The 16774-nt window shown below is 72.9% G+C and carries 18 protein-coding genes; 11 read left to right on the plus strand and 7 right to left on the minus strand.

What is annotated here, in order from left to right; all coding sequences use genetic code 11:
• Positions 1–22 precede the first annotated feature (22 nt).
• A complete protein-coding gene (locus tag ACILSK_RS07755) occupies positions 23–1198 on the plus strand; it encodes a benzoate/H(+) symporter BenE family transporter (RefSeq protein ID WP_395726570.1) in 1176 nt (391 codons plus the stop codon).
• A 103-nt stretch (positions 1199–1301) separates the two neighbouring features.
• On the opposite strand, the gene ACILSK_RS07760 is transcribed toward ACILSK_RS07755, so the two are convergent.
• Positions 1302–1985, minus strand: coding sequence for a DNA alkylation repair protein (locus tag ACILSK_RS07760; RefSeq protein WP_395726571.1), 684 nt, complete (start codon positions 1983–1985; stop codon positions 1302–1304).
• Between the two features lie 77 nt (positions 1986–2062).
• On the opposite strand from ACILSK_RS07760, the gene ACILSK_RS07765 reads away from it, so the two are divergent.
• From ACILSK_RS07765 to ACILSK_RS07795, 7 genes are all read left to right on the plus strand, one after another.
• Positions 2063–2842 (plus strand): SDR family NAD(P)-dependent oxidoreductase, encoded by a 780-nt coding sequence (locus ACILSK_RS07765; RefSeq protein ID WP_395726572.1) that lies wholly within the window; start codon positions 2063–2065, stop codon positions 2840–2842.
• A 99-nt stretch (positions 2843–2941) separates the two neighbouring features.
• Positions 2942–3223 carry a hypothetical protein gene (locus ACILSK_RS07770; protein WP_395726573.1) on the plus strand — a complete coding sequence of 94 codons (282 nt, stop codon included), beginning with the start codon at positions 2942–2944 and terminating at the stop codon, positions 3221–3223.
• Between the two features lie 54 nt (positions 3224–3277).
• Positions 3278–5344, plus strand: coding sequence for a DEAD/DEAH box helicase (locus tag ACILSK_RS07775; RefSeq protein WP_395726574.1), 2067 nt, complete (start codon positions 3278–3280; stop codon positions 5342–5344).
• 41 nt (positions 5345–5385) lie between these two features.
• On the plus strand, positions 5386–5649 hold the full coding sequence (locus ACILSK_RS07780; RefSeq protein ID WP_395726575.1) for a type II toxin-antitoxin system VapB family antitoxin: 264 nt from the start codon (positions 5386–5388) through the stop codon (positions 5647–5649).
• On the plus strand, positions 5646–6032 hold the full coding sequence (locus ACILSK_RS07785; RefSeq protein ID WP_395726576.1) for a type II toxin-antitoxin system VapC family toxin: 387 nt from the start codon (positions 5646–5648) through the stop codon (positions 6030–6032). Before ACILSK_RS07780 ends, ACILSK_RS07785 begins: the two co-directional genes overlap by 4 nt.
• Before the next feature lie 79 nt (positions 6033–6111).
• Positions 6112–6879, plus strand: coding sequence for a MerR family transcriptional regulator (locus ACILSK_RS07790; protein WP_395726577.1), 768 nt, complete (start codon positions 6112–6114; stop codon positions 6877–6879).
• Positions 6879–7730: a hypothetical protein gene (locus ACILSK_RS07795; protein ID WP_395726578.1), complete on the plus strand. Its 852-nt coding sequence runs from the start codon at positions 6879–6881 to the stop codon at positions 7728–7730. The genes ACILSK_RS07790 and ACILSK_RS07795 overlap by 1 nt, the downstream gene beginning before the upstream one ends.
• A gap of 18 nt (positions 7731–7748) precedes the next feature.
• Here the strand turns inward: ACILSK_RS07795 and ACILSK_RS07800 are convergent, their stop codons facing one another.
• Both ACILSK_RS07800 and ACILSK_RS07805 read right to left on the minus strand, forming a co-directional pair.
• A complete protein-coding gene (locus tag ACILSK_RS07800) occupies positions 7749–8828 on the minus strand; it encodes an alpha/beta fold hydrolase (RefSeq protein ID WP_395726681.1) in 1080 nt (359 codons plus the stop codon).
• Between the two features lie 131 nt (positions 8829–8959).
• Positions 8960–9526 (minus strand): maleylpyruvate isomerase family mycothiol-dependent enzyme, encoded by a 567-nt coding sequence (locus ACILSK_RS07805; RefSeq protein WP_395726579.1) that lies wholly within the window; start codon positions 9524–9526, stop codon positions 8960–8962.
• A gap of 37 nt (positions 9527–9563) precedes the next feature.
• Here ACILSK_RS07805 and ACILSK_RS07810 point away from each other — a divergent pair, with 37 nt between their 5' ends.
• Positions 9564–10370, plus strand: coding sequence for a helix-turn-helix domain-containing protein (locus tag ACILSK_RS07810; protein ID WP_395726580.1), 807 nt, complete (start codon positions 9564–9566; stop codon positions 10368–10370).
• Between the two features lie 206 nt (positions 10371–10576).
• On the opposite strand, the gene ilvD is transcribed toward ACILSK_RS07810, so the two are convergent.
• Complete coding sequence (gene ilvD / locus ACILSK_RS07815) at positions 10577–12460, minus strand: dihydroxy-acid dehydratase (RefSeq protein WP_395726581.1); 1884 nt, start codon at positions 12458–12460, stop codon at positions 10577–10579.
• Positions 12461–12536: 76 nt separating this feature from the next.
• Here ilvD and ACILSK_RS07820 point away from each other — a divergent pair, with 76 nt between their 5' ends.
• Positions 12537–13358 (plus strand): helix-turn-helix transcriptional regulator, encoded by an 822-nt coding sequence (locus tag ACILSK_RS07820; protein WP_395726582.1) that lies wholly within the window; start codon positions 12537–12539, stop codon positions 13356–13358.
• 600 nt (positions 13359–13958) lie between these two features.
• Here ACILSK_RS07820 and ACILSK_RS07825 read toward each other — a convergent pair.
• The gene (locus ACILSK_RS07825) at positions 13959–14561 is read right to left on the minus strand and encodes a TetR family transcriptional regulator (RefSeq protein WP_395726583.1); all 603 of its coding nucleotides are present in this window, start codon (positions 14559–14561) and stop codon (positions 13959–13961) included.
• 53 nt (positions 14562–14614) lie between these two features.
• Between ACILSK_RS07825 and ACILSK_RS07830 the strand changes: the two genes are divergently transcribed.
• Positions 14615–15067: a nuclear transport factor 2 family protein gene (locus ACILSK_RS07830; protein WP_395726584.1), complete on the plus strand. Its 453-nt coding sequence runs from the start codon at positions 14615–14617 to the stop codon at positions 15065–15067.
• Positions 15068–15085: 18 nt separating this feature from the next.
• On the opposite strand, the gene ACILSK_RS07835 is transcribed toward ACILSK_RS07830, so the two are convergent.
• Complete coding sequence (locus tag ACILSK_RS07835) at positions 15086–15859, minus strand: AraC family transcriptional regulator (protein ID WP_395726585.1); 774 nt, start codon at positions 15857–15859, stop codon at positions 15086–15088.
• Between the two features lie 241 nt (positions 15860–16100).
• Entirely contained in the window at positions 16101–16742 is a 642-nt protein-coding gene (locus ACILSK_RS07840; protein ID WP_395726586.1) for a TetR/AcrR family transcriptional regulator, read from the minus strand.
• Positions 16743–16774: the final 32 nt, after the last annotated feature.

Here is a 16774-nt window from a genome sequence, read left to right on the forward strand (position 1 = left end):
CATCGGTGTTAGCGTTCTGTTTATGGAACGAGGATGGGGGCAGCCGGTCGGGATCGGCCTGGTGACCGCGCTGGTGGGCTTCACCAGCTCGTTCGCCGTGGTCCTGGCCGGCCTCCGCGCGGTCGGCGCCAGCACCGAGCAGGCGGCGTCGGGACTGGCGACGCTGTGCGTCCTGCAGGGCGCCGGCACCCTGTGGCTGAGCCTGCGGCACCGCCGGCCGCTGACCCTGGCCTGGTCGACGCCCGGCGCCGCCTTGCTGGTCACCGCCGCCGGCCTGCACCTCGACTGGTCGGCGGCCGTCGGCGCCTTCGTCGTGTGCGGCATCCTGCTGGCCGTCACCGGCCTGTGGCCGTGGCTGGGCCGGACGGTCGCCGCGATCCCCGCACCGCTGGCCCAGGCGATGCTTGCCGGGGTGCTGTTGACCCTGTGCGTGCAGCCGGTCGTGGCACTGACCCGGACCCCGCTGCTGGTGGCCCCGGTGGTGCTGCTCTGGCTGGTGCTGCAACGCTTCGCGCCGCGCTGGTCGGCCCCAGCCGCGTTCGCCCTCGCCCTCGTCCTGGTGATCGGGGTGGTGACGGTCGACGGGGCGGGCGCGTCGGTCCAGGCGCCGACCCTGTCGTTCACCGCGCCGACGTTCTCCTGGGCGGCCGTCGTCGGCCTGGCCCTGCCGTTGTACGTGGTCACCATGGCCGCGCAGAACGTGCCGGGCGTCGCCGTGCTGGCCGCGGCCGGCTACCGCGTGCCGTGGCGGCAGACCCTGCTGCTGACCGGGGCCGGCACGGTCGCCGGGGCCGGTGCGGGGGCGCACGCGGTCAACCTGGCCGCGATCACCGCCGCCCTGCCCGCATCGGCCGAGGCCGGTCCGGACCCGGAGCGCCGGTGGATCGCGGCGGCGACGGCCGGCGTCGCCTACCTGGCCCTGGCCCCGGCGGCCGCCACGCTCACCGCACTGATGGCGCAGGCGCCGCCCGGCGTCATCGAGTCGGTGGCCGGGCTGGCCCTGGTCGGCACCCTCGCCGCCAGCCTGACCGCGGCCACCGCCGACCCGGCGGAACGGATGCCCGCCGTCGCCGCGTTCCTGGTCGCGGCGGGTGGGATCACCGTCCTCGGGATCGGGGCGGCGTTCTGGGCGTTGCTGGCCGGGTTGCTGCTGCGGCTGGTGCTGCGGCCTCGCCGCCGGCTCGCGGCGCCGGTCTGACCGCGGTCACGGTCGGTCCGGGTACGTTGCCGCGTGGCCGGCCGGACGGTCCGTCCGCCCACCGGGGACGCACCCGGTGGAGTGCCGGACCGAAGCCGCGCCGTCAGCCGGCGAACGCGGTCCGGGCCACCCGCCGGGCGTCGGCCGACAGGGCGTGGCCGTGGTCATCGAGGAAGGCCGTCAACCGGGCCGGATCGATCCGGCCGACCTCCCGCAGGGCGGTGCCGAGCGCGGTCTGCACGAACTTCTCCGGGTCGCCGGCCAGTTGCATGCAGATCGCCAGCGGGTCCTCGAGGTCGCCGGCCCGGATGATCAAGAAAGTGGCGACCACCGCAGTGCGGCGGTGCCACCGGTCGGGTGAGGCGGCCAGTCGCCGCAACGGGTCGCGCGGCTTGTCGAGCAGATACAGACCGAGCACCCGGGGTGCGGACCGGTCGATCAGGTCCCAGATGTCCATCCGGTCGATCCGGCGCATCCAGAGTTCGTAGAGTTCGCGCCGGCCCGCGTCGTCGATGCGCCGGGCGCGGGCCTTGAAGTCCAGAACGGCGACCGCGACCATCCGCGCCTCGTACTCGTCCCGGTCGAGCAGCCGCTCGACCTCGCCCAGCGGCAGCGCCGTGTGCGCCTTGGCGATGTCGAAGACCGCGCCCATCCGGACTCCGATCACCGGCACGGCCGGATCGGGCAGCCGGCGCCGGATGCGGTCCCGTTCGGCCGTATCGGCGTGCGCGCGCAGCGCGGCCAGCACCGCGACGGCATCGGGCTCGGCGGCCTCGCGCTCGGACACCGCGCCAGCATGCCGGTCCGGTGAGTGGGCAGCCACCCGTGGACGTCGGGACACCCGACCGCCCATAGGGTGCGCGCATGGCGGTGGACGGCTACCTGGCGACCCTGTTCTCCCTCGACGGGCGGACGGCGATCGTCACCGGGGGCAGTTCGGGGATCGGGCGGGCGATCGCCGCCGCCCTGGCCGGGGCCGGCGCGCGGGTCATCCTGCTGGCCCGGACCGAGTCCGCGCTGCGAGCCGCCGCCGATGACATGACGGCGTCGGCCGGCGAGGTCGCCTGGGTGGCCGGTGACCTGGCCACCCGGGACGGCGCGCGGGCCGCCGCCGAGGCCGCCACCGGGCCGTTCGGCGAGCCCGACATCGTCGTGAACTCGGCCGGGATCAACCTGCGCCCACCGATGGGTGACCTCGACGACGACACCTGGGATCACACGATGGCGGTCAACCTGACCGCGCCGTTCGTGCTCGGTCAGCGGTTCGGCCCGGGCATGGCCGATCGAGGCTTCGGCCGGTTCATCCACATCAGCTCGCAGCAGGCCCACCGCGCGTTTGTCGACAGCGGCGCCTACGGGGTGTCCAAGGGCGGCCTGGAATCGTTGGCCCGGTCGCAGGCCGAGGCCTGGTCCGCGTCCGGGGTGACCAGCAACGTGCTGGTGCCGGGCTTCGTCCTGACGCCGCTCAACGCCCGGCTGTCCACGGACCCGGATCGGGTCCGCGCCCTGGCCGAACGCACGATGGTCGGCCGCAACGGTCGGCCTGACGACTTCGCCGGGGCGGCGGTGTTCCTGGCCGGCCGGTCGGCGGGCTACGTCACCGGGCAGTCGATCTTCGTCGACGGCGGCTTCTCCGTGCATTGACCCGGGACACGGCCGGCCGCGACCCGTCCGATCCGGACGATGCCGGCCCCGGGCCCGGCAGGCGATGCTGGCCGCAGCCCGCGTTCGAGAGGACTCGCCATGTGCCTGTTCGTCATCCTGCTGTTCTTCGGTCCGCGTGCGGCGATCGCGCTGTGGTGGTTGTTCGAGCCGCTGCGCTGGGACGCGACGTTCTCCAGCTTCTGGCTGCCGTTCCTGGGCTTCCTCCTCGCCCCGTGGACCACGCTGATGTACGTGCTGGTGGCGCCGGGCGGGGTGACCGGGTTCGACTGGGTGTGGATCGGCCTGGCGATCGTCATCGACGTGGCCAGCTATAGCTCCGGCGGGGTGTACGGACGCCGCCGGCAAAGCGTCGCATCCTGATCGGTCCGCCCGGCTCACGACCGGGCTGTCGGTGGGTCACGACATGATGGGGCCATGACCGGATCCACCGCGCTCGTCCCCGCCGCCGATGTGCTCGCGCGCGTCATCACCACGGTCGCCGGGCCCGATGCGCGACCCCGGGCCGACCAGATCCACGCGGTCGAGGAACTGGTCGAGCACCACCGCCGGGTGCTGGTCGTGCAGGCGACCGGGTGGGGCAAGTCGGCGGTCTACTGGGGGGCGACGGCGGCCCTGCGCGGGCGGGGTGCCGGGCCGACCCTGGTGGTCTCGCCGCTGCTGGCGCTGATGCGCGATCAGATCTCCGCCGCGCAGCGGGCCGGGCTCAAGGCGGCGACCATCAACTCGACCAACATCGACGCGTGGGCCGCCGTGCTGGACGAGCTCCGCGCGGACCGGCTCGACCTGCTGCTGGTCTCGCCGGAACGGCTGGCGAATCCCCGCTTCGCGGCCGAGCTGCCGGACCTGCTGGCCCGCTGCGGGCTGCTCGTCATCGACGAGGCCCACTGCGTCTCCGACTGGGGCTTCGATTTCCGGCCCGACTACCAGCGGCTGACCCGGATCCTGCTGCGCCTGTCCCCCGACACTCCCGTCCTGGCGACCACCGCGACCGCCAACGAGCGGGTGACCGCGGACGTCGCCGCCCAGCTCGGCGACGACACGGTGACGCTGCGCGGATCGCTGGCCCGGGCATCGTTGCGGCTGTCCGTGGTGCCCGGGCTGAGCACGTTGGAGGGTTACGCCTGGGTGGCCGACGCGCTGGCCGCCCTCCCCGGCTCCGGGATCGTGTACGTGCTGACGGTGGCCGAGACCGAACGGCTCTCGGCCTTCCTGCGCGAGCGCGAGCACGACGTCGCGGCCTATTCCGGGCAGACCGAGAACCGCGAGGAGCTCGAGGACCGGTTGCGGCGCAACGAGATCAAGGCCCTGGTGGCCACCTCCGCGCTCGGCATGGGCTACGACAAACCGGATCTGGCGTTCTGCCTGCACCTGGGGTCGCCGTCGTCGCCGGTCGCCTACTACCAGCAGGTCGGCCGGGCCGGCCGGGCCCTCGACGATGCCTCCGCCGTGCTGGTTCCGGCCGCATCGGACGAACGGATCTGGGAGTACTTCGCCACCGCCGGCATCCCCACCGACGACCTGGTGCGCAAGGTGCTCGGTGCGCTGGAAGACGGTGGTGGATCGCCGCAGAGCCTGCCGGCGCTCGAGACGGCGACCGGCATCCGGCGGGGCCGGCTGGAGACGCTGCTGAAGATCCTGGCCGTCGACGACGTCGTCGTCCGGGACGGTTCCGGCTGGCGCGAGGGCGAGCGGCCGTGGGTCTACGACGAGGCGAAATGGTCGGCGCTGCGCCGGGTCCGGTCGGCCGAGGCCGATCTCATGCGGCGGTACGCGCACGGCGAAGGGTGCCTGATGCAGTTCCTGCAGCTGGCCCTGGACGACCCCGACCCGCAGCCCTGCGGTCGGTGTTCGGTCTGCACCGGCACCCTGCCCGCACCGGGCGGCACCCCCGACCCGGACACCGTGGCCGCGGCCCAGCGGTTCTTCCGCGGCCAGGACGTGATCGTCGAGCCGCGCAAGCTGTGGCCCAGCGGGACACCCGGCCGCAAGGGTCGGATCGCCGGGCTGCAGCCGGGCCGCGCGCTGGCCTTCGCCGACGACCCGGCCTGGGCCGAGGTGCTGGCCACGCTGTGGCGGGCCGACGCACCGGCGCCGCCGGAGGTGCTGGACGGGATGGTCGAGGCACTGCGCCGGTGGTCCCGCTCCTGGCGGCGGCCGTCCGCGGTGGTGGCGATGCCGTCCCGGCGGTACCCGCAACTGGTCGGCTCGGTCGCCGACCACCTCGCGCGGATCGGCCGGCTGCCGCTCGTCGACGCGCTGGAGGTGACCGGCCCACCGCCGTCGGCGGAGGTGTCGTCCGGGGTGCGCGTCCGGGAGCTGCTGGCCCGCACGGCGTTACGGCCGGGCATCGCGTTGGACGGGCCGGTGCTGCTCGTCGACGATGTCATCCGGACCCGGTGGACCGTCACCGTCGCGTCGGCCCTGCTGGTCGAGGCCGGCGCGACGGCGGTGCTGCCCCTGGCGGTGCATCAGCTGCCGTGACCGAGCAACCTTTCTATACCCACGGTGGTACCTTTCTAGATATGGCGCTCAGCATCAAGAACCCCGAAGCGGAGCAACTGGTTCGCCGGCTCACTGCCCAGACCGGGGAGACGACCACCCGGGCGATCATCGTTGCCCTCCGGGAGCGGCTCGACCGCCTGGAGCGACTGCCCTCGGACGCCCGCGCCGCGCGAGCCGCGCGCCTGCACCGCATCTCGAGCGATGCCGCGGGTCGCTGGGTCGAACGGTATCGAAGCACCTCGCACGGCGACCTGCTGTATGACGAGATCGGGCTACCTCATTGATCATCGATACATCGGCGATCGTCGCGATCCTGCTCGGTGAGCCCGAGGCGGCAGACTTCATCGACGCGCTCCTGGACGCTCCGACAGCAAGGATGTCGGCCGCTACCTATGTCGAAGCGGCGGTCGTTGTCGACGCCAATCGCGATCCGGTCCTCAGCGCCCGATTCGACGAGCTGGCGGCCGAGATCGAGGTCGTGCCGATGACCGGGGACCACGCGAATACCGCACGGCAGGCCTATCGCGACTACGGCCGCCCCACCGGACACCCGGCTCGACTCAATCTCGGGGATTGCTTCGCGTACGCGTTGGCGCGGACCTCCGGCGAACCGCTCTTGTTCAAAGGGAACGACTTCGTCCATACGGACCTCCTTCCTGCCCGCTGAGAAGGCGACCGTCCCGACTGTCACTCATGACTGGCCCGCCCCTTGACCTTGACGCAGCGTCAAGGTCTTCACTGGTGACATGCAGATCGGCGAACTCGCGGACCTGGTGGGCGTGTCGACCCGGACCATCCGGCACTACCACCACGTCGGCGTGCTCCCGGAGCCCGCACGGGCGGGCAACGGGTACCGGGAGTACGGCCTGGCGGACGCCGTGCTGCTGGTCCGGGCCCGGCGGCTGACCGATCTCGGGCTGTCGCTGTCCGAGGTCGGTGACGTCCTGTCGGGCGACCGGAACCGCGAGTTGGACGAGATTCTCGCGGAGATCGAGGCCGATCTGACGCAGCGGGAGACCGACCTCCGCTCCCAACGGGAACGAGTGGGAGCGCTGCGCGCCCGGCTCGCCGGGGCCGGGTCGGTGCCGGACGCCATCGCCGAACCCGGGCTGGTGTCGTACCTGGCTGCGGTGCGGTCGGCCGGCGCGGCGGGGCCCGCGGTGGACCGCGACGGCGAGCTACTGTCGTTGATCGGCGGCGGCGACGCGGCCGAGCTCGGTGCACTGCTCGGCGCGGCCGGCGACGACCCCGCCGCCGCCGCGAAGGCCGCCGAGATCTACTGCCGGTTCGACGCTCTCGCCGCCGATCCGGCGCCATCACCGGCCGTCGTCGACGCCCTGGTCACCGACCTCCTGGGGTCCGTCCCACCGGAACTCGCGGCCCGGGCGCGCGGTCAGCTCGGCTCGGTCGGCGAGGCCCAGCTCGCGTTGATGGTCGACGGTCTGAGCGCCGGTCAGCGCCAGGTGGTCGAGGCACTCATGCGCCGGCTCGACGGATCACCGGACGCCGGCTGATGGGCCGGTGGGTGCTCGTGGCCGTCGCGCCGGCCGAGCTGGTCCTGATCGCGCTGCTGGCGGCCGGCGTCGAGGTGCCGGCCGGGGTGCGGGCAACGCTCGGTCTGCTGATGATCGCCGTGCTGCTCGTCGAGGCGGGGCGCTGGAGTCGGGGCTACCGGCGGGGGCGCCGTCGCGGGCTCGGACGCCGGGCCGCGGCGACGGTCGCCGCCGCTGAGCTGGTCCCGCCACCGGTGACCACCGCCCTGCGGTGGGAGGCCCGCGTCTGGACCGGCCTGGTCCGCGGGCTCGGCCGCCGCCCCGACATCCCACCGGGGGCGGCGGCGTTCACCCATCACCGGGCGATGCGCGCGGTCCGCTGGACGTTCGTCGGGGTGCTGGTGGTCGAGGTCGCGGCCGTGCACCTGCTGGTGCCGGCCGGCGCCCTCCGGGTGACGCTGCTGCTCGTCGGCCTGTACAGCCTGGTCTGGGTAGTCGGGTACGTGCTGGGCGCCGGGCCGGTCCGGCCGCACCTGGTCACCGCCGACCGGGTCGTGCTGCGCTGCGGACTGACCACCCGCATCGAGGTGCCGCTCGCCGCGCTGGCCGACGCCCGGCCGGTCCGCCGTTCCCGGGACCGGACGGCCAGCCGGCAGCTCGCCGGCCGCACCCTCCATCTGGTCGACAACGGCGGCACCTCCTTGGATCTCGACCTGCGGTCGGCCGTCACCGTCCCGCTGCCCCGCGGCCGCTCCGCCGAGGTCGACGCGCTGCGGGTGTGGGTGGACGACGCGCAGGCGATGGCGCGGCAGGTGCGCGCCGCCGCCGGGATCGGCCCGGGCGCGCCGGCCGAGCTGCCGCCGGGGCGATGAGCCGACCGGCGGCCGGCGTCAGACCTGATGGGCCAGCAGCTCGGTCAGCGCGGAGTCGACCTCGTCCAGGTACGTCTGCTCGAAGCCGAACAGCCCGAAGTGCCCGGCGATGCTGTGCAGCATGCGGACCTCCGCGCCCGGTGTCAGCGCCGCCTCGGGCTCGCAGTCCTGCGGCGGGAAGAACATGTCCTGCTCGATCGGCATGACGAAGACCTTCGCCGTGATGCGGCCCAGGGCCGCCGCGAGGTCGCCACCGGTGAGCCGGGCGACGTCGCCGCGCTGCCATTTCCAGCCCATGGTCAGCAGGGCGTTCGGGTCCATCAGCCCGAACAGCAGCCGGGTGAAATTCTGCTGGAAGTCCTCGAAGGTCTCCCAGCCCAGGCCCTCCACCACCGGGGCGATGGTCTTCCAGTAGCCCGACTTCCAGAAGTCGGTGGTCAGGCCCATGATCGCCCAGATATCGGCGTGCCGCCGCAGGCCGTCCGCGACGTCGGTGTGCGCGGCGTAGTCGCCCCCGGCCCACCCGGGGTCGCTGGTCAGCGCGTCCATCAGCGTCCGGACGAAGAGGACGTCGTGCGGTGTGATCTGCGCCGTCCCGGCGATCGGCGCCGCGCGCAGCACCTTGTCGGGGAAGCGCACCGCCCACTCCCATGTCTGCTGGGCTCCCATCGACCCACCGACGACCAGCGCCAGCCGCTCGATGCCCCACACCTGGCGGAGCAGGATCTCCTGGGCGCGGACGTCGTCGCCGATCCGCACGTGCGGGAACCTCGACATGGCGATCTCGGGATCGTCGGTCGTGTGCGGTGACGTCGACAGCCCGTTGCCGATCTGGTTGACGACGACGATGAAGTACCTGGTCGGATCCAGGGCACGGCCCGGCCCGATGTAGACCTGCCACCAGGTGGCGTGGGTGCCGGAGAACCAGGTCGGGATGAGGATGACGTTGTCCTTGGCCTCGTTGAGCTCGCCGTAGGTCGCGACCGCGAGCTCCAGGTCGGGGATGACCCCGCCCTCCGCCAGCTCGAAGCGCCCGATCGAGACCAACTCGTACGGCCCCTGCTGTTCGGCGGAGTAGAACGGGTTGTCCAGCGGCATGGAGTGCTCCTTGATCGCGTCGGTGCGGACATGCACCGTAGGGTCTGGGCGCACCGATCGGAACCGCCGTTCTCACGGACTGAGGTCGCCGATCGACGAGCCACGCGCGAACCTGGTGACCGGACGCCGTCTCACCAGTCGCGACGGCCCATCCGGGCCAGCAACACCACCTGCCGGGACGCCCCGGCGGGCGGCTCCAGGCCGGGCTTGCAGATGCCGTCCATGTACATCGCCTCGCCCCACGACTCGATACTTTCCGCGGTCCGGTCCAATTCCACCTCCGAGAGCGTGGTGTCACCGCCCACCGCGGCGGCGATGTCCCAGCGGTGCACGACCATGTCGGGTACGTAGAACTGGACGAGGGTCTGCCCGACGGTCGTCGGACCGAACCAGCCGTCGTAGCCGGTGTCCGGTACCTCCGGCCGGGCCAGCAGCTCGCCGACGGCGGACGTGTGGGCGCGCCACGCGGCGGCCGGGTCGGCATCGACGTCGGGCGCGGCACCGGGATCGAACCCGCGACCGGTCAGGAAGTCCCGCTGGGTGTCGATCAGGTGCCGCACGACGTCCCGGGCGGCCCACCCCTCGCACGGGCTCGGCCGGGTCCACGCCATGCCGGGCACGGCGTCGAGCACGGCGGTCAGCGGCCGGTTCGCGTCCGCGTAGCGTGCGGATGTCTCGTTGCGGGTGCTGGTGTCCATGACGTCGAAGGTAGGTCGGCCGGCCGGTGAGCGATTGATGAAACCCGACCGGATCGAACGCGCCCATCTGCGCGATCCCCGGGATCTGTCGCACACCATGCACCGATACCCCGCGCCGACCGAACTGGCCGGCCTGGCCCAGCGCTTCTGGATCCCGGTCTGGTCCGTCGAACCCGGCCGGGAGGCGACCCAGCGGGTCCTGCAGTACCCGTGCGGGCTGGTCGTCATCACGGCTGAGTACGCGCGCTTCTACGGGGTCGTCGCCGGGCTGTCGTCCACCACGTTGACCGGGGACGGCTGGGCCGTCGGCGTCATGCTCGAACCGGCCGGCGGATTCCTGGTCGCCGGCCGGTCGATGGCCGACTTCCGGGACCGGCACGTCGATCTGGCCGAGATCATCGGCGCCGCGGCCGACCTGGTCGACGCGGTCCGAGCGGCGATGCAGCGGCCACTACTGCACGCTGCGCACACCCGGGCGATGCAGGTGATGACCGCCGCGCTCGGGCGTTTCGCCCCGGTCGACGACGAGGGCCGCCTGATCAACGACGTGGTCGCCTTCGTCGAGGGCAGTCCCCAGGTGGTGCGAGTGGCGCAGGTCTGCGAGCGGTTCGACCTGTCCGAACGGTCGCTGCAGCGGCTGACCCGGCGCCGGGTCGGGCTGTCGCCCAAGTGGCTCATCCAGCGGCGCCGGTTGCAGGAGGCGTCGGTGCGCCTGCGGGACGACCCCGGGTCGCTGGCCGACGTCGCCGCCGACCTCGGATATGCCGACCAGCCGCATTTCACCCGCGACTTCCGTGCGGTCACCGGGATGACGCCGGGCGAGTTCGCCGCCCGCTACTCCTGAGCCACCGTTGGTGCGGTGGCCGACGCTGCGTCGACGCGCTGCTGTCCCACGACGGGGTGCTGGCCGGACGGCTGGCCGCCGCGGGAGCGGGGCCCACCACCACCCTGCTCGGCGTCACCCGGCTTGGCGGTCCCGGGCCAGCTGGTCGAACTGGACGGCATCGCCGTGACCTGACCGGGCCGGCTGGGTGATGGGCCCGGCCCGGGCTACCGGGTCGGGCTGCCGGCCGCCCGTTCGATGCTGGCCACGTCCCGGACCGCGCCCCGATCGGCCGAGGTGACCATCGCCGCGTAGGCCCGCAGCGCCGTGGTGACCGACCGATCGCGGGTGACCGGCCGGTAGCCTCCGGCCGCCTCGAGCCGGGCCCGGCGCGCGTCGAGTTCGGCCTCGTCGACGTCGAGCACCAGGGACCGCGCCGGGATGTCGATGGCGATGCGGTCGCCGTCGCGGACCAGCGCGATGAGGCCGCCGGCCGCCGCCTCCGGCGAGACGTGCCCGATCGACAGCCCCGAGGTGCCGCCGGAGAACCGGCCGTCGGTGACCAGCGCGCACACCTTGCCCAGGCCACGGCCCTTGAGAAACGAGGTCGGATACAGCATCTCCTGCATGCCCGGGCCGCCCCGCGGCCCCTCGTAGCGGATCACCAGGACGTCCCCGGCCCGCACCCGACCGCCGAGAATCGCCGCGACCGCATCCTCCTGGGACTCGCAGACGACGGCGGGCCCGGCGAACGTGTGGATGGACGGGTCGACGCCGGCGGTCTTGACGACGGCGCCGTCCACCGCCAGGTTGCCGCGCAGCACGGCGAGCCCACCGTCGGCCGAGTAGGCGTGGGCGGCGTCGCGGACGCAGCCGTGGGCGGCGTCGAGATCCAGCGTGGCCCAGCGCTGGGACTGCGAGAACGCCGTCGACGAGCGGGTTCCGCCGGGCGCCGCGTGCCACAGGTCGCGCGCGGCGGTGGACGCGGAGCCGCCCCGCACGTCCCAGTCCGCCAGCCAGGCGTCCAGGCTGTCCGCATGCACGGCGTGGACGTCCTTGGCCAGCAGGCCGGCCCGGGCGAGCTCGCCCAGGATCGCGGGAATGCCACCGGCCCGGTGCACGTCCTCGACGTAGTAGGTCCGTTCCGGTGCGGTGTTCGGGGCGACCTTGACCAGGCAGGGCACCCGCCGGGAGACCGCGTCGATGTCGTCCAGGCCGAAGTCCAGTTCGGCCTCGTGCGCGGCCGCGAGCAGGTGCAGGATCGTGTTGGTCGAGCCGCCCATCGCGATGTCCAGCGCCATCGCGTTGCCGAAGGCGTCCCGGCTGGCGACCGCCCGGGGCAGCACCCCGGCCTCGTCATCGTCGTAGAAGCGGTGGGCCAGCCGCACGATCAGCTCCCCGGATTGCTCGTACAGCGCGCGCCGCGCGGTGTGGGTGGCCAGCACCGACCCGTTGCCCGGCAGCGCCAGCCCGATCGCCTCGACCAGGCAGTTCATCGAGTTGGCGGTGAACATGCCCGAGCAGGAGCCGCACGTGGGGCAGGCCGCCTCCTCGATGCGGGCCAGGTCGGCGTCCGAGACGGCGTCGTTGGCCGCCTCGGTGATGGCGTCGATCAGATCGAGGGTGCGCACCCGGCCGTCGACCAGCGTGGCCCGGCCCGACTCCATCGGGCCGCCCGAGACGAACACGGTCGGGATGTTCAGCCGCAGCGCGGCCATCAGCATGCCGGGGGTGATCTTGTCGCAGTTGGAGATGCAGACGAGCGCATCGGCCCGGTGCGCGTTGACCATGTACTCGACCGAGTCGGCGATCAGGTCGCGGGAGGGCAGCGAGTAGAGCATCCCGGCGTGGCCCATCGCGATGCCGTCGTCGACGGCGATCGTGTTGAACTCCCGCGGGATGCCGCCGGCCCGCGAGATCGCCTCGCCGACAATGCGTCCGACCGGCTGCAGGTGGGTGTGCCCGGGGACGAACTCGGTGAAGCTGTTGGCCACGGCGATGATCGGCTTGCCGAAGTCCTCGCGCGCCACGCCGGCGGCCCGGAGCAGGGCGCGGGCGCCGGCCATGTTGCGGCCGTGGGTCACGGTTCGGGAGCGCAAGGGGGTGGGCATACGGCCAGCGTGCCGGCGGTCCGTCGGGCCCGGAAGACGGCATCAACACTAGTAGTGGCGGTACTAGTGTTCAGCCATGGATGACGACCTCGGTCGGCCCGGCTCGGCGTCGACCGTCGAGCAGCGCCGCGAGCTCGGCGGCTTCCTGCGCGCCCGCCGTGAGCGGCTCGACCGGGCGGCGTTCGGTCTGCCGCCCGCCGGTCGCGGGCGCACGGTCGGCCTGCGCCGCGAGGAGGTCTCGTTCCTGTCCGGGGTCAGCGTGACCTGGTACACCTGGCTCGAGCAGGGCCGCGACATCCACCCCTCGCGTCAGGTGCTGGACGCGGTCGCCCGCTGCCTGCGGCTGTCCGAGCCGGAACACGGCTACGTGCTCGGTCTGCTCGGGCTGGCCCCGAGCCGGCCCCGAGTGGTCGGCGACACCGCGGCGGCGCCGGCCCACCTGCAGCGATTCCTCGATGCCCTCGGCGAGCACCCGGCCTACGCGCTGGCCCCGGACTGGCGGCTGGTCGCCTGGAACGCGGCGTACGAGCTGCTCTATCCACGCATCGCCACCACCGATCCGGCCGACCGCAACCTGCTCTGGCTGGTCTTCACCGACCCCGGCGTGCGGGCCCTGCTCGACGACTGGCAGATCACCAGCCGACGCTTCCTGGCGGAATTCCGCACCGAGGCCGGTGCCCGGCTCGGCGACCCCCAGGTGCGGGCCGTCGTCGCCCGGCTGCGGGCGGCGAGCCCGGAGTTCGAGGACGGGTGGGAGCGACATGACGTGCAGGGCTTCGTGTCGCGCGAACGGGTCTTCCACCACCCCACCGACGGCCGGTTGGTCTACGAGCACCACCAACTGCGACCATCGGACCGACCCGACCTGCAAGTGGTGGTGTACACCCGGGTCGAGTGATCGCTCGACCCATCGCGCGGCGGCCGGACCCGGCCACCCCGATTGCCCGGCCCCCCGATCAGTCGAAACCATCGGCGACCGATATGCCCGACATGCACCGTCGATGCGCAGGCTTGTGTGGGTGCGGGGCCGATCAGCCGCAACCTACGGTGACCGATATGTTCGTCTCGCGCCGTTTCGTCCGGTCGGGCCGACGGGTTCGCTGATCAAAGTCCCGAAATGACGCCCAATTTGTCCGTGTTGATGGGACTTCGATCAGCGCAGCCGGCCGGCGGCCGCGAGGCCCGAGCCGCACATGGTTCCAGGCTGAGGGGACACCCGCTGCGGGGCCGGCCCGCGGTTCAACTCGGCACAACGCGCCCGAGATGTCGGACTTGCTGCCGAGTTACTAGCCCGACGCAGATTCCGTCCCGCATACGGTTTCAACCTTGCGGCGGTACCCGCGCCGGGCGGCTGGTCGACGAGATCGACGTCAAGACCTATCTCATCCTGGCCGGCGGCGGAATCCCTTTGGTGGTAGGCGCTTTCCGTCCGGCGCGTTTCGCGTCCGTCGGGCCGGCCGGTCCGGCCCGGACATCGCCGAATTCGTCGACGACCGAGTCAGTCGCCGGTCGACCCGCGAGACGCCCGACCGGCCGGTCCGGGCGGGTCGGTGAGCGCCCGGACGGCCGGGGCGGCGAGGTCGAGCAGCTCCTCGGGCGGGCACGCGCGCAGCGCGTCGAGCTCGACGATCTCCCGGGCGATCGTGACTCCGAGGTTGATCGCGAGCAGCAGCGCCGCCCGAGTGTCGGCCTGGTCGCCGGTGAGCCGATCGGCCAGGCGGCGGGATTCGTCCTCCAGCGCGGCGCGCGCCCGGACGGTGGCGTCGGGATGGGTGAGCATGGACCGCAGTCCGGCCAGCGTCCGGTCGTTCATCCCGCCCAGCTTGACGGCCAGGGACGCCAGCACGAGTGCGGTCGGGTCGGCGCCGCCGGGCATCTCCGGGTCGCTGTCGGTCGGCAGCCGGACGGCGGCGGCAAACAGGTCGCGTTTGGATCCGAAGTAGTGCATGACCAGGGCCGGGTCGACCTGGGCGTCGGCGGCGACCCCGCGGATGGTCGTGCGGTCGTAGCCGTCGGCAGCGAAACGACGCCCGGCCGCCTCGGCGATCCGCGCGCGGGTCCGTTCGCGTTGCTCGTCCCGCGACGTCCGTGGCGCGCTCATCGATTGATTCTACAAACGTTGACCGAGTTTCATCTTCGTTCTACGGTCGTTGAATGACGGATGCGCACGAACCGCGGGAGCTGCTCGCCCGCTACCACCAGGCCATGATCGACTTCGACGCGGACGCGCTGGCCGAGCTCTACGCCCCGGACTGCGTGCACGAGTTCGGGTTCCTCACGCCAGGCCACGCCCCCTCCTACCGCAGCCGGGAGGAGGTCCGGACCGCCTACCGCGCCGCCTGGCGATCGCCCGGTGTCCGCCTGCTCGAGATCCACAATCTCGCCGTGCACGAGACCGCCGATCCCGCCGTCGTCGTCGCGGAATGGGCGGCCACCGGCCGACTCCCGGACCGGGGCGAGATCGGCCTGAACGGGGTGCTGGTCCTGCGCGCCCAGGGTGGACAGCTCACCCATGTCCGCGACTACATGGACGTCCTGGGCCTGGCCCACCGCACCGGCCGCCTCCCCTCACTCGCCGCGGCGCTCGCCGAGTCCGAAGCGCGATGATCGGCCCCGAGCGCCCCGTCACACCGGGGGCGGGTCCGGGCGTGTCCGTGCATCCGCCGGCGTCAGGAAGGCTCGGGGGGCGGTGCCGAGCTCCCGGCGGAAGGCCGCCACGTACGCGGACGGCGTGCTGTAGCCGGCGTCCATCGCCGCACGGGTGACCGATGCGCCCGCGGCAAGCTGTTCGATCGAGCCGAGGATGCGGGCTCGCCGACGCCACACTCCGAGCGAGAGTCCGGTCTCGGCACTGAAGAGGCGCTCCAGCGTCCGGGGTCCGGCGCCGGCGTGCCGGGCCAGGGTCGCGGTCGTGGCGACCGGGTCGCGGAGCGCGGCCTCGGCGAACGCCACGGCTCGCCGCTCGGTCGGGAGGGGCAGCCAGAGATCGGCGGACGGCATGGCCCGCACCTGATCGATGACCACGGTGATCAGCGCCGCATGGTGGTCGTCATCGGCGCGCAGCGGGCACACCCGCACGACGTGCCGCACCAACTCGCCGGCGAATCGGCCGACCTGCAGCACCCGGGCCGGCCCGTCGAGCACGTCGAACTTGTCCGACACGTACAGCGTGCGAACCGACACGGCCGAGCGGTTGGTCACCGTGACCGGCTGCCCACCGGGGAGCCACAGCGCCCGATGCGGCGGGAGCGTCCAGCTGCCCGACGCGGTGCTGACCCTCATCGAGCCCGACCCGGCGTGGACGAGTTGGTTCCATGCCGGTCCGGTGGGCAGAGCGGCCCGGCCCGGCGGATGGGTGACCGCGTAGCCCCGGACATCCGGCTCCGGGTCGCGTCGCATGCTCGACACCATAGGGCGCAATCGAGGATGTACGACAGGGTGGGCGAGCGACACCGTTGCGTCCGGGACCGAACCTCGCCCCGTCGTGGCCGGCGACGCGATCCGGTTGGGGCCCGGCGCTGTTCGGCCGCGGCGATTGCGGCCGACCGGCACGAGTCGTGTGCCGATGGGGTGCCGGTGCCCTGGCTGGTGCGGTCCTCGGCCCGCCGGCGTCGGGTTCGTCGCGGGAGGTGCCCCGCCCTCAGCGATTCCAGGTGTGCCGGTTCTCCTCCCAGGTCGGCGCGGGTCCGTGCAGACTCGAGGTGGCGCCGTGACGCAGCCCCGGCAGGAGCAGGTCGAGGTAGCGGAGCCGGAGCTCCTCGTCGCGTTCGAAGCTGCCGACGTTCACCGCGCGCAGCATCTGGAACACCTGCATCAAATCGAGCGAGGTGATGTCGGGGCGCACCGCTTCCCGGCGCTGCGCCTCCGCCAGGAGCGCGGACATGGCCTCGCTCAGATCAAGACCGGCCCGATTGAGCTCGTCGCCCGGATCGAAGGTGCCCGCGAAGGCCGTCATCGATCCCGCTCCGCAGCCGAGCGCGGCGGCGATGAAGTCGACGAACGTCGGCCACGGCGCGGACGGCAGCCGTGACAGGTGCGCTCGGGCCTCGGCCGTGATCCGGGTCATCGCGTGCAACGCCAATGTCCGGACCAGTTCGTCCCGGCTGTCGAATCGCCGGTACAGCGACGCGACCCCGACCCCCGCCTCGGCGGCGATCGCCGTGATCGGCGCATGTGGATCGGCGATCAACACGCGCAGCGCCGCGCTGATGATGCGCTCGTCGTTGGCCGTGGCCTCGGCCTGCCGCCCGCGCGGCGGCGCGGACGCTTCCGAATCGGACATGCTCCGATCATAGGGAATTCGGAACGGAATGG

Source organism: Nakamurella sp. (assembly GCF_044224575.1).
GTDB lineage: Bacteria > Actinomycetota > Actinomycetes > Mycobacteriales > Nakamurellaceae > Nakamurella.